Below are 23,279 nucleotides of genomic sequence, written 5' to 3'. Positions count from 1 at the left end.
TCGAGGGTGCCCCGCTTGGAAAATACCGCTCCCAGTCTCTACTCTCTTGAGCGGTGGCGATGGTGGGCGAGCGTGGGGGACGGCGGGCCATGAACGAGGAAATCAGCGAGGACGTGTGGGAGTACTCCGGATGGGGGTTTGATCGGCTGAGCGCACAATCGCGGCTCTTCGAGCCCCTCACCGAGCGTTTCCTGCTCGAGGCGGGCGTGCGTCCGGGCATGAGGGTGCTCGACGTGGGCGCGGGCCAGGGAGATGTCTCCCTCCTCGCCGCGCGCATCGTTGGACCGCAGGGCCGCGTGGTGGCGATGGACCGCTCCGAGTCGTGCGTCTGGACCATCCGCTGCCGGGCCATGGAGTTGGGGCTCTCGCACGTGCACGCGTTGCAGGGGGATTTCACCGAGGAGCGCTTCAACGTGCCGTTCGACGCCATCGTCGGGCGGTTCGCGTTGATGAACACCCCCGAGGTGTCGGCGGTGATCTGGCGGCTCGCCGCGCACCTGGGGGCCCGGGGCATCATCGCGTTCCAGGAGCTGGACTTCGGCGGCGCCCGGACCATTCCCGCCTCCCCCACCTTCGATCGCGCCATGTCCTGGGTGACGCGCACGCTCGCCAAGGTCGGCGTCCACACCCGGCTGGGGCTCGAGTTGCGGCGGCACTTCCTGGACGCGGGCCTGCCGGATCCCTCGCTGCGCATCGAGGAGAACATCGGCGGAGGACCCGGCTACCCGGGCTACATGCTCCTGGGCGAGGTCCTCCAGAGCCTGCTGCCCACGATGAAGCGGCTGGGCGTGGCGCGACCCGAGGAGGTCGATGTGACGACGCTCGTGCAGCTGCTCCACGACGAGGTGGGCGCCTACGGGGGCGTGATGGTCCTCCCCTCGCTGGTGAGCGCGTGGACGACCCTCCCCTGAGCGTCAACCCAGGGTGAAGGACACCTCGCCCACGCCCTCGATGGCGCCCTCCACGCGGTCGCCCCGCTGGAGCGGACCCACGCCGTGGGGCGTGCCGGTGAAGAGGAGGTCTCCCGGCTCCAGGCGCCAGAGCTGGGAGGCCTTGGCGATCACCTCGGCCACGCTCCAGATCATGTCCGAGACGCGCCCGTCCTGACGCGTCTGGCCGTTGACGTTCAGGTGGATGCGGCCCTGGGGCACGGCCAGGCCCGCGGCGCGGCGCAACACGCCGATGGGAGCGGAGGCGTCGAAGCCCTTGGCGGCATCCCACGGCCGCCCGCCCTTCTTGGCCTCGGCCTGGAGGTCACGCCGGGTGAGGTCCACGCCCGCCGCGTAGCCATACACGAGCGACAGGGCCTGCTCGGGCGTGACGTTCTCCCCGCCCTGGTGGAGCGCCACCACCAATTCGATCTCGTAGTCGAGCTGGGCGGTGGAGGACGGATAGGGCACGGGCTCGCCCGGCACCCGCACGGCGTCGCCCGGCTTGGAGAAGAAGAAGGGGGGCGTGCGGTTGGGATCCGAGCCCATCTCCCGCGCGTGGGCGCCGTAGTTCTGCCCCACGCAGTAGATGCGGCGGACGGGGAAGCGGACCGAGGTGCCCTCGATGGGCAGGCTCGGACGAGGAGACGGGGCGAAGACGAACTCGGAGGCGGAGGTCATGCCCCAAGGCTTAGCGCTTCGAGGAGCCGCCGTGAAACGGAAATGCCCACCCGGGGGTTGCCCGCCCGGGTGGGAGGCGACGTCACGGCGCGGGAGCCTGTGCCTGGGCGTTGACGTTGGCGTGGGCCACGGCCAGGGCCGTCATGTTGACGATGCCCCGCGCGGTGACGCGGGGCACGAGCACCTGCAGGGGCTTGGAGATGCCGAGCAGGAGCGGGCCCACGAGCAGGGCCTCCGTGGCGGCGGACAGGAGCGTCATGGCGATGTTGGCCGCGTCCAGCGTGGGCATGACGAGCAGGTTGGCCGAGCCCGTGAGCGGGCTGTGGGACACGAGCCGGTGGCGCAGCGTCTCGCTGAGCGCCGTGTCGGCGTGCATCTCGCCGTCCACTTCCAGATCCGGGGCCTGCTGGCGGATGAGCTTGAGGGCCTGACGCATCTTGCGCGCGGACGGAGAGCGGCTCGCGCCGAAGCTCGAGTGCGACAGGAGCGCGGCCTTGGGCGTGAGGCCGAAGCGGCGCACGGCGTCCGCGGCCAGGAGCGTCATCTCGGCGACCTGCTCGGCGGTGGGGTCGATGTTGACGTGGGTGTCGCAGAAGAACAGGGCGCCGTTCTGCAGGATGAGGCTGGAGAGCGCGTAGATGCGGCTCACGTCCGGACGCTTGGCGATGATGGGCATCACGTGCGTCATGTGGCGGCTCCAGTCATCCCGGCTGCCCACCAGGGCCGCGTCCACCTCGCCCGCCTCGAGCATCATCGCCGCGGTGATGGTGGGCCGGCGCACCACCCGGCGCTCGGCGGCCTCGAGCGGCACGCCCCGGCGATCCACCAGCAACTGGTAGCGCTTGATGAGCTGGTTCATCAGCTCGGTGTCCTCGTTGGGATCCACCACGCGCACGTTGCCGCCCACCTCCAGCCGCAGACCCAGCTCCTTGACGCGCTCGGTGATGAACGCGCGCCGGCCGATGAGCACCGGCTGGGCGATCTTCTCGTCCACCACGCTCTGCACGGCGCGCAGCACGCGGTCATCCTCGCCCTCGGCGTAGACCACGCGCTGGGGCGTGCGGCGGGCCACCTCGAACACCGGGCGCATGAGCTGGCCCGAGCGGTAGACGAACAGCTCCAGCTCGCGCTGATAGGCGACGAAGTCCGCGATGGGCCGGCGCGCCACGCCCGAGTCCATGGCCGCCTTGGCCACCGCCGGGGCGATCTTCAGGATGAGCCGGGGATCGAAGGGCTTGGGGATGATGTACCTGGGCCCGAAGACATGGGCGGCGCCGCCATAGGCCTGGGCCACCACCTCGTTGGCCTCCACGCGCGCCAGCTCGGCGATGGCCTCGGCGGCCGCGCGCTTCATGGGCTCGTTGATCTCCGTGGCGCCCACGTCCAGCGCGCCGCGGAACACGAAGGGGAAGCACAGGACGTTGTTGACCTGGTTGGGGAAGTCCGAGCGGCCCGTGGCCACGATCGCGTCCGGCCGGGCGGCCATGGCCACGTCGGGGCGGATCTCCGGCTCGGGGTTGGCGAGCGCCAGGATGATGGGCTTGGGCGCGAGCAGGGAGAGCCACTCGGCCTTGAGCACGCGCGGCGCGGACAGGCCCAGGAACACGTCCGCCCCACCCAGCACCTCGGGCAGCGTGCGCGCGTCCGTCTTGTGCGCGAAGCGGGCCATGTTGGGCGCCATCTCGTCGCCCCGGTCCGCGTGGACCACGCCCTTGATGTCCGTGAGCGTCACGTTCGCCACGGGCAGGCCCATCTCCACGAGCAGATCCACGCACGCGAGCGCCGCAGCGCCCGCGCCCGAGGTGACGAGCTTGATCTCCTCCAGCTTCTTGCCCTGGAGCACCAGCCCGTTGCGGATGGCCGCCGCGCACACGATGGCGGTGCCGTGCTGGTCATCGTGGAAGACGGGGATGTTCATCTTCTGGCGCAGGGCGCGCTCGATGACGAAGCACTCCGGGGCCTTGATGTCCTCCAGGTTGATGCCACCAAACGTCGGCTCGAGCGCGGACACCACGTCGACGAAGCGCTCGATCTCCGTGGTGGCCACCTCGATGTCGAAGACGTCGATGCCCGCGAACTTCTTGAAGAGGACGGCCTTGCCCTCCATGACGGGCTTGCCGGCGAGGGGGCCGATGTTGCCCAGCCCCAGCACCGCGGTGCCGTTGGTGATGACGGCGACCAGGTTGCCGCGGGCGGTCAGATCCCGCGCGGCCTCCGGATCCGCGACGATGGCTTCACACGCGGCGGCTACCCCGGGGGAGTAGGCCAGCGCCAGATCGCGCTGGGTGGCCATGCGCTTGGTCGGCTCGATCGCCAGCTTTCCGGGCCGGGGCAGCCGGTGGTAGTCGAGCGCCGCTTTGCGGAAATCCTCGTCCATCGCCATCGTGAGTCGTCCTCTGTTCTACGGTCGGGATGCCTTCGCCTCGCGGCGCCGGGCGTGCAGCACCCACTCGGTGTAGCCGTTGGGCTGCTCGCGGCCCCTGAATACCAATTCCTGGGCGGCCTTGAAGGCGAGTCCGTCGTAGCCGGGCGCCATGGGCCGGTACAGGGGGTCGGCCGCGTTCTGGCGATCCACCACCTGGGCCATCCGCTTCATCGTTTCCATCACTTGCGCTTCGGTCACCACGCCATGACGCAGCCAGTTAGAAATGTGCTGGCTGGAGATGCGCAGGGTGGCGCGGTCCTCCATGAGGCCCACGTCGTGGATGTCCGGCACCTTGGAGCACCCCACGCCCTGGTCGATCCACCGCACCACGTAGCCCAGAATCCCCTGGGCGTTGTTGTCCAGCTCCCGCTGCACTTCCTCGGGGCTCCAACCACGTCCATCCGCGAGGGGGAGCGTGAGCAGGGGGCCGAGTCCCGTGGGGGCGCGGCGCTTGAGCTCGTCCTGGCGGGCGGCCACGTCCACCTCGTGGTAGTGCAGCGCGTGGAGCGTGGCGGCCGTGGGGGACGGGACCCAGGCCGTGGTGGCGCCCGCCTGGGGGTGGCCCACCTTCTGCGCCAGCATGTCGGCCATCTTGTCGGGGGCGGCCCACATGCCCTTGCCAATCTGCGCGCGGCCCTGGAGCCCGCAGGCGAGCCCCACGTCCACGTTGCGATCCTCGTAGGCCTTGATCCACGACGTGGACTTGATCTCGTTCTTGCGCACCACGGGACCCGCTTCCATGCAGGTGTGGATCTCATCCCCCGTGCGATCCAGGAAGCCGGTGTTGATGAACACCACCCGGTCCTTCGCGGCGTGGATGCAGGCGGCGAGGTTGGCGCTCGTGCGGCGCTCCTCGTCCATGATGCCGATCTTCAAGGTATTCGCGGGCAGGGACAGCAGCCGCTCCACGCGCGAGAACAAGTCGTCCGCGAAGGCGACCTCCTCGGGGCCGTGCATCTTGGGCCGCACCGTGTAGACCGAGCCCGTGCGGCTGTTGCGCCGCGCGCCCGGCCCTCGCAGGTCATGCACGGCGATGAGCGAGGTGACGACGGCATCCAGGATGTTCTCCGGAATCTCCTCGCCGGCCTGGTCCAACACCGCGCCCGTGTACATGTGCAGGCCCACGTTGCGCACCAGCATCAGGCTGCGGCCGTGCAGGGTCAGCTCGCCGCCACCGGGCTTCCTGTAGACGCGATCCGCCGCCATGCGGCGCTCGAGCGTCTTGCCGCCCTTGTCGAAGCTGGCCGACAGCGTGCCCTTCATCAGGCCGAGCCAGTTGCGGTAGAGCAGCACCTTGTCCTCGGCGTCCACCGCCGACACGCTGTCCTCGCCGTCCATGATGGCCGTGAGGGCGGACTCCACCACCACGTCCGAGACGCCCGCCTTGTCCGTGCGGCCGACGGGGTGCTCCCGGTCGAGGACGATCTCCACGTGCAGGCCGTTGTGGCGCAGCAGCAGGGCCTCGGGGCGCGCCGCCCCACCCCGCCAGCCCACGAACGTGCTGGGAGTGGCGAGGCCCGTGCGCTGGCCATTCGCGAGCGTCACGGCCAGCGCGTCCTGCTCCACCGCATAGACGGTGACGTCCGCGTGGGAGCCATGGCTCAGGGGCGCCGCCTTGTCGAGGAAGGCCCGGGCCCGGGCGATGACGCGCTCCCCGCGCACCGGGTTGTAGGCGCCGCGGCGCGTGGCTCCGCCGTCCTCGGGGATGACATCGGTGCCGTAGAGCGCGTCGTAGAGGCTGCCCCAGCGCGCGTTGGCGGCGTTGAGCGCGTAGCGCGCGTTCGTCACCGGCACGACGAGCTGCGGACCGGCGACGCGCGCCATCTCCTCGTCCACGTTCGCGGTGCCCACGGTGAAGGGGGCGGGCTCCGGCCGCAGGTAGCCGATGTCCCGCAGGAAGGCCTGATAGGCCTCCGGATCGATCGGCCGGGGATGGGAAGCGTGCCAGGCGTCGATGTCCTTCTGGAGCGCGTCACGCCGCTGGAGCAGGGCCCGGTTGACCGGCGCGAGCGCGTGTACGAGCGCGTCCAGGCCAGACCAGAAGGCCGCCGCGTCCACGTCCGTCCCCGGCAGTGCCTCCCGTTCCAGGAAGGCATGGAGCCGGGAATCCACCTGCAAGCCGCCCACTTGAATGCGCTGCATCAATCCCTCCCCTTTCGGTGACCGCGTTCGCGACGCGGTGCTTCCTCTTGGCAGATGGTCCCGGGCTTGTCGACACGAGGAGCAAGGCTCCCGTGCGGGACACCACACTGCACGGAGGGGAGGGACTTCGGGCGCTCAGGGCCCCCGGGCCACGCGCTCGATGTAGTCGGGGGGAAGGCCCGCGCTCCGGGCGCCGCGCACCAGCGCCTCGATGAAGCGCTGGCTCACGGGACCCTCCATGGACGCGCGCCGGGGCGACGTCACGAACGCGACGGCCTTCATCTCGTGGCCCTCCACGCGCACGCGCACGGCCCGCTCCACGCACATGCTCGTCACCGCCCCCTCCTTGTGCTGGATGATGGGCCAGTCCTTGCCCCCGATGTCGAACACCCGGCCGTACACCCGGCTGCCCGGCGCGTCCGTCAGCCCCGCCACGCGCCCGCCCCACCACCGCGAGGGGAAGTCGTAGACGAGGTCCACGTCCAGCGCCTCGGCGAGCCGGCCCTCGGGCAGCTCGAAGAAGTCGTAGCTGTGTTGCGCGCGCCACTCCTCGAAGGCCGCCCGGTCCAGGATGGTGGAATAGGCGAAGTACAGCTTCGAGGTGGCGGTGTCGGCCTGACTCCGGGCCTTCATCACCTGATCGTAATGCGAATCCATGGGGTGACTCCTCGGCCCTCGAAGGGGACCGACGTTACTGACGGTGGGACTCCTCGCGCAGGGTGCCAAGGATGCCACCCACGTCCAGACGTGCTGTCTTGATGAACAATCGCAGCGCGCGCTCCACATGCTCGGCGAGCGTGGCCATCTTCTCCAGGCGCGCCAGACGGTCGGTGGGCAGGGCCGGCTGTGCCAGGGCGAGCCGGCGCGCCTCGGACAGGTCCGCGCGGATGCGCGAGATGAAGGCCGCCTCGCGATCCTCCACCACGTGGGACACCATGCGGATGAGGTCCGTCTCGGCCGCGTACCGCCAGGCGTTGTCCTGGGGCGAGCGCACGCGCCGCACCACGCCCCAGCGCTCCAGATCGCGCAGGAGCATGGACACTCCGCCCTTGGACAACACCAGCTCGCGCTCCAGCTCCGCGGCGGTCAGGGGCTCGCCGCGCAGGTACAGCAGGGCCCAGACCCGGCCCTGGTTGCGCTTGAAGCCCCAGAATTCGATCACATTGCCCACCGAGTCCGTGGCGATGGCCTCCCAGGGCTCGAGCGGACCGGAATCCGCGCCCTCCTCCCGGATGGCGCCCACACCGCTCGTCCACAGGTAGCCCTTCACGCCGCACGGCTCCGAGCCTGGGCGGTGATGCCCGCGGACAGCTTGTGGGCCCAGTCCACCAGCTCCGTGCCCATGCCCTGGTGGGCATACGGCCCGAGCGCATCCAGGGCGCCTTGAATCTCCTGGTTCATCCGCTCGATGGCGCGCGGCACGGCGTCCGAGGCCTCGATGGCGTCACCCAGGGCGCGGGTGCGCTCGGGGTTGATGGTGGTGAAGGCCCAGGCGTCCTTGAGCTTGGCGCGCAGGGAGCCGTCACGCTCCACCGCCAGGAGGATGGGCAGGGACGGCGTGCCGGAGAGCACATCCGCGTACCGGGGCTTGCCCGGATCGGTGCCGAGCACGTCCCGGATGTCATCGGCGATCTGGAAGGCCACGCCGAGCCGGCGGCCGAAGAGATCGAAGCGCTGGGCGGCCTCGGGCTGGCCGGCGAGCGTGGCGGCGGCGCTGCCGCACCAGCCGAAGAGCGAGCCCGTCTTGCCCTCGGCGATGTAGCGCAGGCGCTCCAGGGAGAGATCCAGGTTGCCACGCGCCTCCACCTCGGCGATGGCCGCGCGCGTCATTTCCGCCACCACCGAGAGCGCGCTCTGGCCCAGGCGCGCGTCCAGCTCCGCCAGGCGCAAGAGGGCGGTGGACAGGATGAGGTCCCCGCTCATCACCGCGACGATGTTGCCCCAGCGGGCGTTCACCGTGGGACGGGCGCGGCGGTACATGCCGGCGTCCACCACGTCGTCGTGCAGGAGACTGGAGGAGTGGATCATCTCCGCGGCCACCGCCACGTCCACGAGCCGCTCGGGCGCCACGCCCACCGCGCCGCCGAACAGGCGCACCAGCAGGGGCCGCGCCCGCTTGCCACCCGCCCCCAGACACAGATGACGCGCCGCCTCCATCAACGTGTCGCCGTGGACGTCCGGGCCCGCGTCCCCATCCGCGAGCATGCCGCCCAGCCGCTGCTCCACGTTCCCCAGAAAGCTCGACAACTCCAGCGCCAGATCCATGGTGCCCCGCTCCTCCACTGGCCGTTCATATAGTTCAAGACCTCGTGAACCGCACCAGCTTCCTGGCCGGGGGGAGCACCGTGGCTCATGCGGATGAACAGTTGGGGGGCCTGGACGAGGAGCGGGCGAGCCCTGGAGGTCGGATGGAGTAGGCGCGGCGCGTCAGGTAGAGAGGGGATTCACCGACCTTTCTCCTGGGAGAAGCGTGTCTCTCGCCCGGCTGCACCGCCACGTCTTGCGCAGTCTTACCAGCCTGTCCTCCGCCGTGCCGATCTTCCGGCCCGGCTCGGCCACCCCGCTGCTGGGAGCCCCCACGGCGAGCACCACGGCGGCGGCTCCCCCGGGTCATGCCGAGCGGCGCACCCTGCGCGGCTCGTTGAAGGCCTCGGTCGCCGAGGGCATCGTGGCCGAGGTCTTCACCGCGTGCGCGGGCGCCACGGCGCTGACGGCCTGGGCGTTGGCGCTCAAGCTGGGGCCCTTCCTGGTGGGGGTGATGACGGCCCTGCCCTTCTTCGCGCAGTTCATCCAGTTTCCGGCGGCGTGGCTGACGTCCACCCTCGGACACCGGAAGGTGGCGCTGGCGGTGGTGCTGCTGTCGCGCCAGGTGATGTGGCCCCTGGTGCTGTTGCCGTGGCTGCCCCTGTCGCTCGAGGGCCAGCAGCGGGTGCTGGTGACGGTGGCGGCGGTGTCGGCGGTGCTGAGCGTGGTGGGCAACAACGCTTGGGTGGCGTGGATGGGCGAGCTGGTGCCCGAGTCCATCCGGGGGCGCTTCTTCGGACGGCGCACGGCGCTGTGCACGCTGGGCAACATGGTGGCCTCGCTCACCACGGGCGTGGTGATGGACCGGCTGCGTCCCACGGAGGGCTTGAGCCCGGCGCTGCCGCTGCTCGCGGCGATCGCGTGCGTCGCGGGCGCGGTGTGCACGCTGTTGATGGCGCGCCAGCATGATCCCTCTCCGCCGCATCGGGAGAAGGCGAAGCTGGACTTCCGCGTCGCGCTGTTGCCGCTCAAGGACGATCGGGCGCGCCGGGTGCTGGTGTACCAGATGGTGTGGAACGCGGCGGTGGGGCTGTCCGCGCCCTTCTTCACGTTCTACATGCTCAACAACCTCAAGATGAGCTTCCTGCTGATGTCCGTGCAGCTCGCGGCGGTGGCCGCCGTGCGCATGCTGTCCGCGCCCCTGTGGGGCAAGCTCATCGACAGGCTCGGGGCCCAGCCCGTGGTGATGTTGTGCTCGCTGGGCATCGGCTTCCTGCCGCTCGTGTGGCTCTTCCCCTCGCCCTCGTTCCTCTGGCCGCTGGTGGCCGACGCGCTCCTGGCCGGCGTGCTGTGGGGAGGACACAACCTGGCCATCTTCGCGCTGCCGCTCGCGGTGGCGCCGCGCAAGGGCCGGCCCTTCTACCTGGCGGCGTTCTCCACGGCGGGTGGCCTCTCCTATGCGCTGGCCTCGTCGCTGGGCGGCGGACTCGCCAGCCTGCTGCCCACGGAGTTCACCCTCGGGGGCCACCTGTGGGCCAACCTGCAGGTGCTCTTCCTTCTTTCGGGCCTGGCGCGCATGGCGGCGGCCTTCCTCGCCCTGCGCATCATCGAGCCAGGAGCGCGCACCGTGGGCTCCCTCGGGGAACTCGTGGCCCTGGTCCGCCCCAAGCGGGACGCTCCGGCGCTGGAGCGGACCCGCCCGGGGCCTTCCCTGGCGGAGCCCGTGCCCGTGCGCGCCGAGGGCTGAACCCGGAGACTCCGCGGCGCATTGCCTCCGCGCCCCATGAACGAGTAAATCCCGCCTTCCCGCTTTATCAGGAGGTGGAGATGTTCGGACGTGACCCGGCGGCATGGAGTCTGTTCATCGCGGCGTGTCTCGGAGGGTGCGGTCCCGGCCCGGCGCTGGAGCCTGGGAGCGAGGTGGAAACCCAGACCCAGGCCCTCACCGAGGGGGCCCCGCTCACGACCCATGACGCCAGCTGTCTGCGGCTGGTGGATCAAAACACCTGGAGCAGCGCCGTCTCGAACATGACGGCGGTGGGCCCCGCGCTCGGGCTGCCGGCCATCCTGGGCGATCTCAACCGCGCGGGACCCGTGCTCACCGCGAGCACCCGTCCCCCCGCCACGGGCTACAAGGGAGGCTTCCGCTGGAACGACGGCGACATGGCCACCACCGACTGGATTCCCCAGGCCCTGACGGCGGGCGTCTCCGGCAGCACGAATGTCGCCATCGTCTCCTGGCACTACGCGCCGAGCGGCACGGACAAGGGCGTGCGCCTGTCGGTGGCGGACATCTCGGACATGTCGGGCAGCGCCATCAACTACCGGCACGTGCTGCTCGTGCGGCCCACGGGCGCGGGCCAGTTCACCACCGTGAACGAGCACGGCGGCGGGCTCGCCTGGTTCGGCAACTACCTCTATATGGCCGACACCTCGGACGGCCTGCGCGTGTTCGACCTCACGCAGATGCGCCAGGTGGACACCAGCACCGCGTGCGAGACCCAGGTGGGCAAGGTGGGCTCGGTGTGGTGCGCGTACGGGTACAAGTACGTGCTGCCGCAGGTGAGCGCGTACACCATGCCCTCGACCCTCACCAGCCCCTGCCGGCCCAAGTTCTCCTTCCTCGGCAAGGACACGCGCGGCGGCACGAGCGCGGTGCTCTCGGGCGAGTACTGCAACAGCGGCGACGCCCAGTGCCCGTATGACGGCACCACGCCGGGGCTCGGTGGACGGCTCTACCGCTGGCCGCTGGACGCCTCCACGAACCGGCTCAAGGTCGTGAGCGGCGCGGTGGTGCCCGAGCGCGCCTGGGTCATGAACGAGCCGAACGTGCAGGGCGTGGCGCCGGTGATGACCTCGACCGCCACCACCTCGTACTGGCTGAGCTCCACGCGCTACAACGGCGCGCTCTTCAAGGTGTCCACGAGCGCCTCGCGCAAGGCGTTCCTGTCCGGCAGCTCCCAGTGGGCGAAGATGCCCGAGGGCATGCACGCCACGGGCAGCGGCACCAACCTGTGGACGGTCACCGAGGGCGTCAGCGGCGTGACGAACCCGGCCACGGGCGGCCGCGTGGTGTTCTTCGTGGACCAGGCCGCGGTGGACTGACGCCCTGGACGGGAGGAGGGAGGCGCGCCGGAGTCCTTCCCACGCGCGCCCTCCCCCGCCCTCCGCCTACGCCGTGGGCAGATCGATCTTGTAGCCGTTGCGCTCGAGCATCTGCTTGAACTCCGCCTTGGCCACGGCCTTGATGTAGGCGTCGTTCGGCTCGCACAGCTTGCGCTTGACCAGGTCCAACAAGGCGTCGTTGAGCGTGGACATGCCGATGCCGCGCGAGGTCTGCATGATGGACGGGATCTGGAACGTCTTGCCCTCGCGGATGAGGTTGGCCACGGAGCTGGTGCACAGGAGCACTTCCTGCGCGGGCACACGGCCTCCGCCAATCTTCTTGATGAGCATCTGCGAGATGACGCCCTTGAGGGACTCGGAGAGCATCATGCGGATCTGCTCCTGACGGTCCGCGGGGAACTGGTCGATGATGCGGTCCACCGTCGAGGGCGCGGTGTTGGTGTGCAGCGTTCCGAAGACGAGGTGGCCCGTTTCGGCCGTTTCGATCGCGATGGCGATCGTCTCCAGGTCTCGCATTTCGCCCACGAGCACGATGTCCGGGTCCTCACGCAGCGCGGCGCGCAGGGCGTTCTTGAAGCCCTGGGTGTGGACGTGGACCTCGCGCTGGTTGACCAGGCACTTCTTGTTCGGGTGGACGAACTCGATCGGGTCCTCGATCGTGATGATGTGGTCCTCGCGGTTGCGGTTGATGTAGTCGATCATCGCCGCGAGCGTCGTGGACTTGCCCGAACCGGTGGGCCCCGTCACCAGCACCAGACCCTTGCTCAGGAAGCACAGGTCGAGGATGTGCTTGGACAGGCCCATGTCCTCGGCCGTCATGATCTTCGTGGGAATCTGCCGCATCACCGAGCCGATGCCCTTGCGATCCTCGAAGACGTTGACGCGGAAGCGCGCCCGCTCGGTCTCGTAGGCGAAGTCGGTGTCGCGCATCTCCTCCCACTGCTTCTTGTTCTTCTCCGGCGCGATGCTCCAGAGCATGGCCTTGAGCCGCTCATGCGTGAGCGGCCGGTAGTCCTCCTGGGGCACCATGTCGCCGTCGACGCGCAGCATGGGCACCACCTGGCTGGACATGTGAAGGTCCGAGGCCTTCTTGTCGAGCATGCGGTTGAGCAGGCCCAGCAGCGTCTTGTGGGCGTCGGGGTCCGGCCCCTCGTTGACCGGAAGCACCTGGATGGGGGCGGCGGGCTCGGGAGCGGCCGGAGCCGGTGCGGGCGTCGGCGCGGCGGGAGCCTTCGCGGCGGCGGGGGCCTTCGACGCGGCGGCGGGCGCGGGGGCGGTGAAGGCACCGCCGGAGCCCCGGGCCGCCAGGTCCATCATGTCCGCGGGCGAGGCCAGCTCCAGCTTGTCGTCATCCGAGGCGGGAGGCAGATCCAACGCGGCGTGGGCCGAGGGCGCCGCCGCGACGGTGTTCACCACGGGGGGCGGCGCCTTGTAGGGCACCAGCGCCACCTTGAGGTGGCCCGCCACGTTCTGCACCTTCACCTGCACGGCGCCCGAGGGGGCGGCGTAGGGGAAGGAGGACACGCCCTCGGGAGGGAAGTTCGCGCGCAGATCCGCGGGGACGATCTCCGAGAGCGCGCCGATGATCTGCTGCGTGTTGAGGCCCGCCTTGACCATGGGCACGTTGCCCGAGGCGGTACGCAGGGTGATGCCACTGCCGGTCTCCAGCATGATGGCGACACCGGATTCCTTGTAGAGCTTGTCGATGAAGGCGTCGAACCGGGCCATGGCGTCTCAGCGGCGAAGGGTTTCCACGTACGCGACGTGATGTTTGTTGACGAGGACGACATGCTGTCCGCCCTCTTCCAGGAGAGGGAAGAAAGGGGGGGCGCTGTTGAGGTAGTCGGTGAGGCGCGAGTGGGCCTCGGGCAGCACGTAGGCGATGATGCCGTGCAGGGCCTGACCGTCCACCAGCCGCAGCTCCACCTCGTGCTCGGTGGGGAGGTTGAAGGGGTCGACGACGTTGGGCTCGTGCTCGGCCGCCACGCGCGCCAGGGCGAGGTTCTCGCGATGCACGAACGTCATCGCGTCCGTCTCCGCGTCATGCGCGGGGATGAACCGGGGCCCGCTGCCGTTGAGCAGGTCCGACAGGCGCTCACCTCCTTCTCGGCCGGGGACGGCCTCGGCGAGGAACACGGCCACTTTGCGTGACGAGCCGCCCGGTAGGACGAACTGAGCCGCCACACGTCTCTTGGGTACGGAGAGGGATTCCAGCATAGGGAGTCAGGGCGAGAAGAAGTGCGTGATCTATCACACTCGCCCATTCCCCCCAGAATCCGCCCCCGCCGCTCCCCCGCCTCCCTTCCCTGGAAGCGGATTCGGGTTGCCCTCCCTCGCTCCACCCAATACGATAATGATAATCATTATCAATTAGTTACAGGAGTGGAATCGATGAGCGGAACCGAACGCGTCTCCCGGCAGGGCCCCTTTCCCGTGAAGCTGCGGCTGCTCGAGGTCCTTCGGGTGACGAGGCTGACGCCGCACATGCAGCGGGTGACGCTGGGAGGGCCCGAGCTGGAGGGCTTCGAGAGCCGGGGCGCGGATGATCACGTGAAGCTGTTCTTCGCGGAGCCGGGGCAGCGCATGCCGTCCATGCCGGTGCTCGGGCCCAACGGCCTGTCCATGCCCGAGGGCAAGCCGAAGCCCGCCTCGCGCGACTACACCCCCCGGCGCTACGACGCCGCCAAGGGGGAGCTGGACATCGACTTCGTGCTGCACGGCGAGGGGCCCGCCTCGTCGTGGGCCGCCCAGGTGAAGCCGGGGGACTTCCTCGGCGTGGGAGGCCCGCGCAGCACCACCTTCGTGGCCGACGACTTCGACTGGTACCTGCTGGCCGGAGACGCGAGCGCGCTGCCCGCCATCGGCCGCCGGCTCGAGGAACTGCCCGCCCACGCGCGCGCGATCGCCTTCATCGAGGTGGCCGACGCCTCCGAGGAGCAGCGCTTCGACACCCGGGCCCAGGTCCAGCTCACCTGGCTGCACCGGAATGGCGCGGAGGCCGGGACGACGAATCTCCTGGAGAAGGCGCTGCGCGAGGTGCAACTGCCCCCGGGGGAGGGCTTCACCTGGGTGGCGGGCGAGGCCACCACCCTCAAGTCCATCCGTGAACACCTGCAGACCGAGCGCGGCCTGAACAAGGGCTGGACCCGGGTGACGGGCTACTGGAAGCGAGGAGCGGCGGACCACCACGATTCCAAGGGGTGAACAGACGCGACAACTCGCCACAGGGTCCGGGAGGGCACCCGCCCCTAGAGTGCTCCGCGTCATGTGGAACCTCCGCCTCGCCGCCGCCCTGAGCCTCCCCTTGTTTCTCCTGTCCGGGGAGGCTCGCGCCTGCGCCACCTGTGCCTGTGGCGACCCGACCCTGACGTCCATGGGCACGGAGCAGCCCTTCGAGGGGCGGCTGCGCTTCGCCACGCAGATGCGCGCCTGGGGCCTGTCCTCGGGCCAGGTGACCGTGGATGGCATGGTCCTGCGCGAGCTGCGCATGGACGTGTCGGCCGCCTACGCGCCCCGGCCCTGGCTCTTCCTGTCCGCCACCCTGCCCTTGCAGGCCCGCACCGTGCGGGATGTCAGCCTGGCGCGCGAGACGGGCTGGGGCATCGGGGACATGGAGGTGAACGCCCGGTTCTTCGTCTTCAGGGATCGGGAGTTCTCCGCCAACCACCTGTTCAGCGTGCTCGTGGGGACGCGGCTGCCCACCTCGTCCACCCTGAACGATGCCCAGGGACGTCCCCTGTCGCTCGATGCCCAGCTGGGCACCGGCTCGTGGGATCCCCTCCTGGGGCTGTCCTACACGGCCTATCTCGGTGACTGGTCCTTCATCGCCAGCGCCACGGGTTACCTCCCCACGCGGGGACGCGAGGGCTTCCGCGCGGGTCCCTCGGTGCGCTCCACCCTGGCCGCGCAGTTCCAGTCGACGCCTCGCTGGGCGCTGCGGCTCGCCCTGGATGGCCTCGTCGAGGGCGAGAGCAACCACGCCGGAGTGCGCAGCGAGGAAGGCAGCGGGGCCATCGCCTACGTGTCCCCCGACGTGCTCTTCAGCCCCGCCATGGACGTGGTGGTGCAGTTGGGCGTGCGCGTGCCCGTCTTCAACCGCCTGGGCGGCAACGTCCAGCAGATGCCCATCCTCCAGGCCGCCCTCGCCTACGATCTATGAAGACTCCCGTTCCGCTCCTGTTCGCCCTGTGGACCCTCTGCGCGTGCGGCTCGCGCGAGGAAGGCACCCGCTTCCATCTGGGCCTCGACTTCCGCCCCGCACGCGAGGCGCTCACGAAGGGCATCGGGCGCCAGTTCGTCAACAACAGGGGCGACCGCATCACCCTGACCCGGGCCCGCGTCACGTTGAGCAGCGTGGAGATCTTCGCCTGCCAGACGAGCGGTGCCTGGAAGTGGCTGCGCGCGCTCTCGCCCATCGGCACGGCGCATGCGCACTCGGAGGGCACTCCCCGGCGTCTGGGCATTCCGCACGTGAGCGGCCTGGACCTCGCGGACGGCGAGCCCGTGGCGCTCGGCACGCTCAATCCCCCTCCGGGCCGCTACTGCCGCGCGCACCTGGTCTTCGCGCCCGCGGACGCCGACGCGGAGGGCCTGGCCACGCACGGGGACATGGAGGGCCGGACGCTGATGCTGGAGGGCGAGTGGACTCCGGCCGGGGGCGGTACCTCCCGAAGCTTCCACCTGGAGAGCGACGGCGTGTTCAACACCGAGGTGGTGCTGGACGGGGTGGCCTTGTCGGAGGAGTCCCTGGAAGCGAGCCGCACCCTGCACCTGACCTATGACCAATGGCTGGACGGGGTGGACCTCGCCTCGCCCGACGCCTCCGAGCAGGTGCTGCGCAACGTGGCCCGCGCCGTGACAAGCGAGCACTGAGCCAACCTCCCGAGGGCGGCACTCGCGAGCGACCTGGACGCTCCATACCCGTCCTGGTAAGTCATCCTCACGATGCAACGGTCCCTACTATTCCGGTCAGTCTTGTTCGTGGCCCTGGGTGCCTCGGCCGCTCTCGCCCGTGATCATGCCCCCGTCATGGTCCGCACCCTCTTGAGGTCAGAGCACCCCAACGATGCCACCAGTCGCATCTACGTCCAGGCTCGCCTCGGACGAGGGCATTCCCCTGCTCGTGACCCTGCTGGATGGAACGGAGATTCCGTTCCTGCTCAGACCGGTGGAGGACGGGAGCTGGGCACGAGCGGACCAGCAGGTGAACGTGTTCAAGAACCACGAAAGCTACGCGGCCATGCAGTGGGCGCTACGAGATGCGCTCAAGGAAAAGCGCGCCCTGGCGGAGGAGAACGCGCGCTACCTCAAGGAAGAGACTTCAGCGGAGCACGGGCTCGCCGCGCTGTTGGCGTCGGGGACGATCGACCAGACGCCGTTCAAGTTGGCGTTCCGTTTCTCCGGCGAGAATGAGGAGGTTGAGATCGATGGCACGGTCTTCCGAGGAAAAGGCAAGGCCGCGGTCATTCTCAAGGTCAAGAACCTCAGTTCCGAGCAGTCATGGAGCATGAGACCGGCGCACTTGGCGACCAAGGAGGGCCACGCGCGCGCGGTCGCTGTTCGAGCCACCCGCCGCGAAATCCCCCCAGGAGAAGTGGGGAGGGTAGCACTGGTCGCGGATGGAGCCGCGTTCATCGAGGAAGGCAGGTCGACGAGCCTGTTCCTGGAGATCTACCGGCACGATGGGCTCCAGCAGGCCTTTGTCGAACTGGATCCGTCTCTTGTGGCCGAGTAAGGGCGGAAGACATGATCCACGACAAACTGGCGCTCTTGGGCTGCATCTGTGTCCTTGGAGTAAGCTCGGGCTGTGCGACAGGAGGCGTATCCCTGCGTCCTGATGGCACCCCCAAGGCACAGGAGTGCCCAGCGGAAGCACGCAAGGCGATGCACTACTTGCAGTTGTTCGTCGGCAAATCCGCGTGGGTCCATCTGGATGCGAACCAGATTCTCGCCAAGCCCATCATCCTGTACGACGGCCCCATCGAGAGCATGTTGGACGAGGACATCGGACTGCTGGAGGCGCCGGCCAGACTGTATGGAGAGGTCTGGACAGGCGGACTCCAACCCGTCATCCGGTACTACGCCGCCCATCCGCTGACTGGAGGAGAGCGAATCCCCATCTGCGCGGTGGCCCGACTCGGCCTGGGTCAGCTCCGAAAGCGTCCAGAGTCCAAGCCAGGAACCGCCATCCTCGATTCACCCCGGGCGGGTGTCGATATCGTGGATGAGTTCAGGTAGCGCAAGGTACTGAGCGCGCACCAATCTGCGGAAACCCGATGGCCCGTGCGGTTGGTGACCGACCTTCAGTACGTACTCCCATTCTGTGGGCAGCAGGGCCTTGATGGTAACGAGCCGCACCTCACCAAACGGAGTGGAGAACTGCCTCGGCAATGTGCGCGACTCCACGCCCAGCAGCACGCCCACCTGGCCATCTTCATTGACGAGGGATTTGGGCAAACCCTTCCCGGACACCGCCAGGGAGAAGAGACCCATCTTGGCCCCCTCTCGCACTCGCTCGTGAGTCACGGCCTCGTTCGCCACACGCTCGAGAATCATGAAGGGCCAGCTCTCCCCCACTGCCTTGAGGGGCTGGTCCGTCTCCAGAGCGAACTCCAGACCAAAACCCACGGAGGGCTCCATTCGGGAGATGAACGGATTGGAGAGCCCATCTGTCACGAGGAGCGTGTACCCTGCATCCCGATGAATGACGCACCAATCTTGCCGGTAGGCCGGCCATGTATCGCAGATGGCCATGGGAGTACTGGCCAGCTTGTCTCACGACCCCATCGAACGCCGTGCCGTGGCCCTGGAGACATTGGGCGGCTCCAGAAGCGCATGACAATTCCTGCACCGTCGTGGGCACTCCCGCCGCCGCCCGGCGCTCGCCGTCGCGCGCCCACTCCTCGGGCAAATACAGCCGCATGCCGATGCAGCCGCTGCCCTTGTCCCCCGCCAGGTGCAGGCTCACCGCCACCTGGCAGTTGTCCGTACGTCCCAGGGTCCCCGAGTACTGGCTCGCCAACGTCCCCCGAGTGCTCTCCCTTCTTGGCGAAGCCCGTGTCGTCAATCACGAAGGCCTCTACCTCGGGCAACTCCTCGTCCAACTCGCGCGCCAGCCGCCGCCTCACCTCGCTATCGCTCCAGTCCGACACGGCGACACACTGCCGCAGCCGCATCGCCTTCCGCTTCGTCCTCCACCAGCCGGGCCGCTATCGGCTCGACGCTCTTGCGCTCTCCGTCCAGCAGCAGTCCCGTCAGGTACAGTTCCAGCGCTCGCCTCCTCTCGCTGCGTCCCAGTCCCTCCACCATTGCCTCCAGGTACTCACTCAACTCCCGGTCGAGTTGGCTCAGCTCTCGCCGTGTCATCTCTACTTCTCAACACGGCCCCTCCGAGGTTACTTTGGAAGTCATCAAGTAGCATTAATCCACAATGCCAGTTGGATCACCCCGACCAGGAGGCCAACCGCAGCAGCGAGGGCCGCCAGCACTCGTGACTTCCGGCTCTCCAGAAGCCTGTCGAGGAAGTTCAGGAATCCCTTCCCTGACGTTATCAACTTCCCGTTGAGTGACGACGAAATCACGAAGCTGAAGAAGCCTACCTTCGCAATGGTCGAAGTGTTCATTCGGATGAAGTCTTTGGTGGCGAAGGCATCGGACTCCTCTTTGCCAGAAAGAAAGCCCTGTACCCGTTCGCCGTTCAGTTCCATGAGTGACGCCATCTTCGGGTCTTTGGCGTAATCCCACCCGTACCGATCTTTAAGAATGTCGTTCAGGTTCGCCCGAACCTCGACCGGAATACTCGGGGGTTCTTTTCCCGTGAGCACGCGATATCGATGCTCCAGATGCTCGAATCCGAAGGTTACATTGCGCATGTTCCAGTGGACCCAGTGCTTCTCGCGCCGGTCCCGGGCAAAGTCATAGAACCGGGTGAGCATTTCGCGCTCGATGTCGTCGTACCGAGCCTCAACGTCCTCTGGAGCGATGCCTAGTTGCTCCGCCGTAGTATGAGTGGCGAAGCTGACCGTCTGACCTGTGGAGTAATGACGCACGACGATGGACGTGATACGAGGGGAGTGGGCTCCCGCCCCAGCATCGAAGAGCGATTGCGACGAGTAGTGGATGAGGTAGAAGCGATCAGGGTGCTTCTCGATTTTCTTGAAAAACTCTGCGGCCTTGCCCATGCTTGGTACCTCCCCAACGATTCCCTGTCGAACTGCAATTCTCTCCGCCTCGTACTTAGCGGGTCAGGCGGAACACACAAGTCCGACGGCTTAGTACTAATCGGTCACCCCGGACTCCACCACCGCAGCCCGCCGCCCGAGCACCTTGCGGCTCCGCACATCGATGAGCCGCAAGTCCACGGCGAGTCGGCCCCCTCCGAGAGGCCGCAGGCGCAGGTGCAAGAGCCGGGTGGCGCGCTGGAGCCCGGGGGCCCCGAGGAGACAGCGCAGCTCCCGGGCACAGCCCTCCGCCCACCTGTTCAGCGTGCTCGTGGGGACGCGGCTGCCGCGCGCACTTGGTCTTCGCGCCCGCGGACGCCGACGCGGAGGGCCTGGCCACGCACGAGGACATGGAGGGCCGGACGCTGATGCTGGAGGGCGAGTGGACTCCCGCCGGGGGCGGTACCTCCCGAAGCTTCCACCTGGAGAGCAACGGCGTGTTCAACACCGAGGTGGTGCTGGACGGGGTGGCCTTGTCGGAGGAGTCCCTGGAAGCGAGCCGCATCCTGCACCTGACCTATGACCAATGGCTGGACGGGGTGGACCTCGCCTCGCCCGACGCCTCCGAGCAGGTGCTGCGCAACGTGGCCCGCGCCGTGACAAGCGAGCACTGAGCCAACCTCCCGAGGGCGGCGCTCGCGAGCTCGCTGCGCTGTTTGCGTCGGGGACGATCGACCAGATGCCGGTCAAGTCCGATCGTGCCGACGCCGACTACACCCGGGCCCTACATGAAAATCCCCGGTGCCGTCTCCAGGGCCGCGCGCAGTTCCTCAACCGTCGTGTCGCTCTTCTTGGCAACGGTGGGCGCGTGCCAAGCCGACGCGACCGTGCCCTTTGGCGGATCGCACACCGTCCTGATGACCGAGTCGAAGGACCCGGGCCACGCACGCCGCGCCAGCTCCGCCGCGAACCGGCGTGCGTCCAGGAAGGTGAAGCACGGCCAGCGCGGCAGTCGAATCGTGCTCATGTCGCAGTTGAAGAACCGACAGCCATTGAGCACCGCCTCTGAGAAGTCGCAGTCCTCAATTCCCCCAGCCCTCCACCTGTCGTCTACGTCCTCGCGAAATCCGAAGTCATTGCCGGTAAATCGACCCTTGAACCGGCACCCCTTCACCTTCATCGGCGCCCAGGGCAGCGCTTTTAGCTCGCTCTTCGCCTGAATGGTGCAGTCGATCAGGGTTCCCGACACCAGATGAAGCCACCTCGCCGAAATGTTCGTGACCAGCATGCAGCCCCGGAGCGTGACGTTCGGCCCGAGCCAGTAGATGGCCGTCTTATCCGTCAGCTCCAGGCGCTCGCCCTCAATCTCTCGATCCTCGTAGTGGATGTTGGGAGTCACGTGGCCCTCAGAAGAAGATCATGCGGAAAAAGGTGCTCGCCATCCGGCGCCCATGCAGCGCGAAGTTCGACTCCGTACCAGACAAGATCTCGTAGTGGTAGCTCTGGCCTCCAGGGCCGGTGACGTCTACGCCCCGACTGTTCCAAGTCAGGTTCTGGAAGCGGTTGGCCACTTGTCTCTCGACCCATCGCCCACGAGCCTGTCGCTCGAGCAGGCTTGCCCGGTGCTCCTTTCCAGCGCGCCGCATCGAGTCGATGGCCCGCGCCTCGTCATCGGTCAGCAACGCTCGGGACCACTTCGCCGCCTCCTCCCTCACGGCCGCCTGCAGATCGTCGCCCAGCGAGTCCCGCGTCGGAATGTCCCTGTAGCTCTTGCCTCGCGGGAGGTGCCACCGCTCGCCGTTGCTGAGGATGACCTGCTTGTTGCCCCCGCGGTGCTGGATGGCCACGGTGCCCGAGTGCCCTCCACCGGCTCCCGAGCTGCCACTCCGCGCCAGGACGTTGATGGCGACGGGCGCCTGCGAGGAGGTGAGGACGACGAGGGCGCGGCGCTGCTCCACCACGACCTCCACCGCGGCGGCTTCCTCCATCGCCACCGCCACCGAGCCCTCCATGCCCTGGGCCGCCCACTGGGCCTGCACCTGGTTGAACCTGGGCAGCGAGCGCAGGTGCGTGGCCACCTCGCCCAACGTCCGCCCGGTGAGGGTGGCCACCGCGAGAATGAGGGCTCGGGCTGCGTCCGTCCCTATGCGCTTGCCGAAGGCCTCGCCGGCATCGCGCAGTTCCTCGAAGGTGGTGGCCTCGTGCGCCGCGTGCGCCATGCGGGCCCACCCGTCCGTGAGGCCCCACATGGCGTCCACGCCCAACCAGGCCAGCAGCACTACGGAGAGCGCGGCCGCCACTGCCTTCGTGCTCGGCTCTGGTAGTAGCCAGAGCGCCAGGTACAGGCCCGCCGCCCACACCAGCGAGGAGAGCAGTGCCTGCGGGCTGAGCTCGCGCCCGAGGGCCGCTCGCGTCTCGTCGAGAACTCCTCCGAAGGCAAGGGCGAGCGCCAGGGTGCGCCTGTCGTCGGTGCGCAGGTAGGGCCCATCCGTGAAGAGGCCTAGGCAGTCACCACCACCGCGCGGCTGGCACCACCGGAGGTACTTCTCTTTGAGCGCCGCCTCGGCCTCGGGCACGAGCGAGCCCTTGTCGGTGAGGGGCACCAGCGTGAGGACCCTGTCCCGGTACACCTCGGCGAGCAGCTCCTCCTCGGGCATGGCCTGCAGAAGCCCCTGCGCGGCCTCCTGGGGAGTGCCCTGCACCTGGTGGTGCTGGAGGCGCTGCACAACCGCGCGCTGGTACTCCTCCCGCGTGACGGCCACCACCCGCGTGCTGCCGCGCGCCTCCACCTCGGCCGCGTACACAACAAGCACTGGCTGCAGCTCCCTCGGCGCCGAGCGCGCCTCGCTCTCCACAGCCTCGTTACCTGCCCGGCCGCCCCCGGACCCCCTCCTCGCAGCGGGCCCCTGCGACGCACAGGCCGCATGGAGAAACAGGACAATGAGCCAGAGGGCCCCGGCCAGCGCCCACGGTGGCGGACCCCGCCGGACCTCGGGCTGAATTCCGCCGCCCTCCCCCACCGCAGGACTCGGGTGCTTGTTCAACATGGCGCTGGCCTCCCCCAGGAGCATTAGCCCCGAAGGATAGGTTGCGGGACGGCAAACCCTAACTCACGAGCCACAGGGCGAGGAGGAGCACTACATCCACCCGGGTGTGCGCGCGTTCTTCATCGGCCTGGAGCTGGGGCTTGAGGAGCCGGGACTGGAGATTCACTTCCAAGGGGACATTCCGGCCGGGCAAGTAGCGGCCATATGGACTCCAGGGCACCCCGAGTACGACCGCCACCGCGACCTCCCGCAGCGGTGAGTCGAGCCGAGGACGTCTGACTCTCGCGGGCCCATGCGGGCCACATAGGCGGTGCCTACACGAGTGAGGCCCGCCAGCTCGCTGACCCTGGACCATACGAACTGCGGGGGAGCCACGTACCCGGGGCAAGCCCACAACACGGAGGTCGGACGCCCCGCCGCGAAGGCGGGAGCGGACAGCAGCACCAGCAGGACCAGCAGCGGCTTCATCATCACCTCACGGCACGGCCCCCAGTAGAGCCACCCCCGGGGCGTGCAACGCCCTTCA

21 protein-coding genes and 1 pseudogene are annotated in these 23,279 nt (G+C 68.7%); 9 read left to right on the top strand and 13 right to left on the bottom strand.

What is annotated here, in order from left to right:
- Positions 1–89 precede the first annotated feature (89 nt).
- Positions 90–911, top strand: a complete 822-nt coding sequence (locus MEBOL_RS35310) for a class I SAM-dependent methyltransferase (protein WP_157823852.1) — start codon at positions 90–92, stop codon at positions 909–911.
- Positions 912–914: 3 nt separating this feature from the next.
- Here MEBOL_RS35310 and MEBOL_RS35305 read toward each other — a convergent pair whose 3' ends face one another.
- The 6 genes from MEBOL_RS35305 to MEBOL_RS35280 all read right to left on the bottom strand — a co-directional run bounded on the left by MEBOL_RS35305 (position 915) and on the right by MEBOL_RS35280 (position 8,442).
- On the bottom strand, positions 915–1,610 hold the full coding sequence (locus tag MEBOL_RS35305) for a fumarylacetoacetate hydrolase family protein (RefSeq protein WP_095981527.1): 696 nt from the start codon (positions 1,608–1,610) through the stop codon (positions 915–917).
- An 82-nt stretch (positions 1,611–1,692) separates the two neighbouring features.
- Positions 1,693–3,993 carry an NADP-dependent malic enzyme gene (locus tag MEBOL_RS35300; RefSeq protein ID WP_281256612.1) on the bottom strand — a complete coding sequence of 767 codons (2,301 nt, stop codon included), beginning with the start codon at positions 3,991–3,993 and terminating at the stop codon, positions 1,693–1,695.
- 18 nt (positions 3,994–4,011) lie between these two features.
- Entirely contained in the window at positions 4,012–6,177 is a 2,166-nt protein-coding gene (locus MEBOL_RS35295; protein ID WP_095981526.1) for a malate synthase G, read from the bottom strand.
- A gap of 135 nt (positions 6,178–6,312) precedes the next feature.
- A complete protein-coding gene (locus tag MEBOL_RS35290) occupies positions 6,313–6,834 on the bottom strand; it encodes a gamma-glutamylcyclotransferase (protein ID WP_095981525.1) in 522 nt (173 codons plus the stop codon).
- A gap of 34 nt (positions 6,835–6,868) precedes the next feature.
- Positions 6,869–7,447: a GbsR/MarR family transcriptional regulator gene (locus MEBOL_RS35285; RefSeq protein WP_095981524.1), complete on the bottom strand. Its 579-nt coding sequence runs from the start codon at positions 7,445–7,447 to the stop codon at positions 6,869–6,871.
- Entirely contained in the window at positions 7,444–8,442 is a 999-nt protein-coding gene (locus tag MEBOL_RS35280; protein ID WP_095983204.1) for a polyprenyl synthetase family protein, read from the bottom strand. The genes MEBOL_RS35285 and MEBOL_RS35280 overlap by 4 nt, the downstream gene beginning before the upstream one ends.
- 205 nt (positions 8,443–8,647) lie before the next feature.
- Between MEBOL_RS35280 and MEBOL_RS35275 the strand changes: the two genes are divergently transcribed.
- Together MEBOL_RS35275 and MEBOL_RS35270 are read left to right on the top strand one after the other, a co-directional pair.
- A complete protein-coding gene (locus MEBOL_RS35275) occupies positions 8,648–10,168 on the top strand; it encodes an MFS transporter (protein ID WP_095981523.1) in 1,521 nt (506 codons plus the stop codon).
- 80 nt (positions 10,169–10,248) lie between these two features.
- Positions 10,249–11,526, top strand: coding sequence for a hypothetical protein (locus MEBOL_RS35270; protein WP_095981522.1), 1,278 nt, complete (start codon positions 10,249–10,251; stop codon positions 11,524–11,526).
- Between the two features lie 66 nt (positions 11,527–11,592).
- On the opposite strand, the gene MEBOL_RS43885 is transcribed toward MEBOL_RS35270, so the two are convergent.
- Both MEBOL_RS43885 and MEBOL_RS35260 read right to left on the bottom strand, forming a co-directional pair.
- On the bottom strand, positions 11,593–13,275 hold the full coding sequence (locus MEBOL_RS43885) for a type IV pilus twitching motility protein PilT (protein ID WP_095981521.1): 1,683 nt from the start codon (positions 13,273–13,275) through the stop codon (positions 11,593–11,595).
- Between the two features lie 6 nt (positions 13,276–13,281).
- A complete protein-coding gene (locus MEBOL_RS35260; RefSeq protein ID WP_095981520.1) occupies positions 13,282–13,731 on the bottom strand; it encodes a calponin homology domain-containing protein in 450 nt (149 codons plus the stop codon).
- Between the two features lie 207 nt (positions 13,732–13,938).
- On the opposite strand from MEBOL_RS35260, the gene MEBOL_RS35255 reads away from it, so the two are divergent.
- From MEBOL_RS35255 to MEBOL_RS35235, 5 genes are all read left to right on the top strand, one after another.
- The gene (locus tag MEBOL_RS35255) at positions 13,939–14,751 is read left to right on the top strand and encodes a siderophore-interacting protein (protein ID WP_095981519.1); all 813 of its coding nucleotides are present in this window, start codon (positions 13,939–13,941) and stop codon (positions 14,749–14,751) included.
- A 61-nt stretch (positions 14,752–14,812) separates the two neighbouring features.
- Complete coding sequence (locus tag MEBOL_RS35250; RefSeq protein WP_095981518.1) at positions 14,813–15,706, top strand: hypothetical protein; 894 nt, start codon at positions 14,813–14,815, stop codon at positions 15,704–15,706.
- Positions 15,703–16,419 (top strand): hypothetical protein, encoded by a 717-nt coding sequence (locus tag MEBOL_RS35245; RefSeq protein ID WP_095981517.1) that lies wholly within the window; start codon positions 15,703–15,705, stop codon positions 16,417–16,419. Before MEBOL_RS35250 ends, MEBOL_RS35245 begins: the two co-directional genes overlap by 4 nt.
- 250 nt (positions 16,420–16,669) lie before the next feature.
- On the top strand, positions 16,670–17,281 hold the full coding sequence (locus tag MEBOL_RS35240) for a DUF2381 family protein (protein WP_245919141.1): 612 nt from the start codon (positions 16,670–16,672) through the stop codon (positions 17,279–17,281).
- A gap of 11 nt (positions 17,282–17,292) precedes the next feature.
- Entirely contained in the window at positions 17,293–17,784 is a 492-nt protein-coding gene (locus MEBOL_RS35235) for a hypothetical protein (RefSeq protein ID WP_095981515.1), read from the top strand.
- On the opposite strand, the gene MEBOL_RS41605 is transcribed toward MEBOL_RS35235, so the two are convergent.
- The 3 genes and pseudogenes from MEBOL_RS41605 to MEBOL_RS35225 form a co-directional block, all read right to left on the bottom strand.
- Entirely contained in the window at positions 17,743–18,174 is a 432-nt protein-coding gene (locus MEBOL_RS41605; RefSeq protein ID WP_218920845.1) for a hypothetical protein, read from the bottom strand. The genes MEBOL_RS35235 and MEBOL_RS41605 overlap by 42 nt on opposite strands.
- Before the next feature lie 208 nt (positions 18,175–18,382).
- Positions 18,383–18,912, bottom strand: a pseudogene (locus MEBOL_RS44215) (IS701 family transposase); the annotation flags it as partial.
- Between the two features lie 44 nt (positions 18,913–18,956).
- The gene (locus tag MEBOL_RS35225; RefSeq protein WP_218920844.1) at positions 18,957–19,727 is read right to left on the bottom strand and encodes a hypothetical protein; all 771 of its coding nucleotides are present in this window, start codon (positions 19,725–19,727) and stop codon (positions 18,957–18,959) included.
- Between the two features lie 335 nt (positions 19,728–20,062).
- Between MEBOL_RS35225 and MEBOL_RS35220 the strand changes: the two genes are divergently transcribed.
- Positions 20,063–20,380, top strand: coding sequence for a hypothetical protein (locus tag MEBOL_RS35220; protein ID WP_095981514.1), 318 nt, complete (start codon positions 20,063–20,065; stop codon positions 20,378–20,380).
- Between the two features lie 110 nt (positions 20,381–20,490).
- On the opposite strand, the gene MEBOL_RS35215 is transcribed toward MEBOL_RS35220, so the two are convergent.
- Positions 20,491–21,105: a hypothetical protein gene (locus MEBOL_RS35215; RefSeq protein WP_095981513.1), complete on the bottom strand. Its 615-nt coding sequence runs from the start codon at positions 21,103–21,105 to the stop codon at positions 20,491–20,493.
- A 7-nt stretch (positions 21,106–21,112) separates the two neighbouring features.
- Positions 21,113–22,708, bottom strand: coding sequence for a SitA5 family polymorphic toxin (gene sitA5, locus MEBOL_RS35210; protein ID WP_483869367.1), 1,596 nt, complete (start codon positions 22,706–22,708; stop codon positions 21,113–21,115).
- Positions 22,709–23,279 lie beyond the last annotated feature (571 nt).

This window comes from Melittangium boletus DSM 14713, from assembly GCF_002305855.1.
Taxonomy (GTDB): Bacteria; Myxococcota; Myxococcia; order Myxococcales; family Myxococcaceae; genus Cystobacter; species Cystobacter boletus.
Note: the sequence above shows the minus strand (reverse complement) of the source record. Positions and strands in the feature narration are given on the sequence as shown.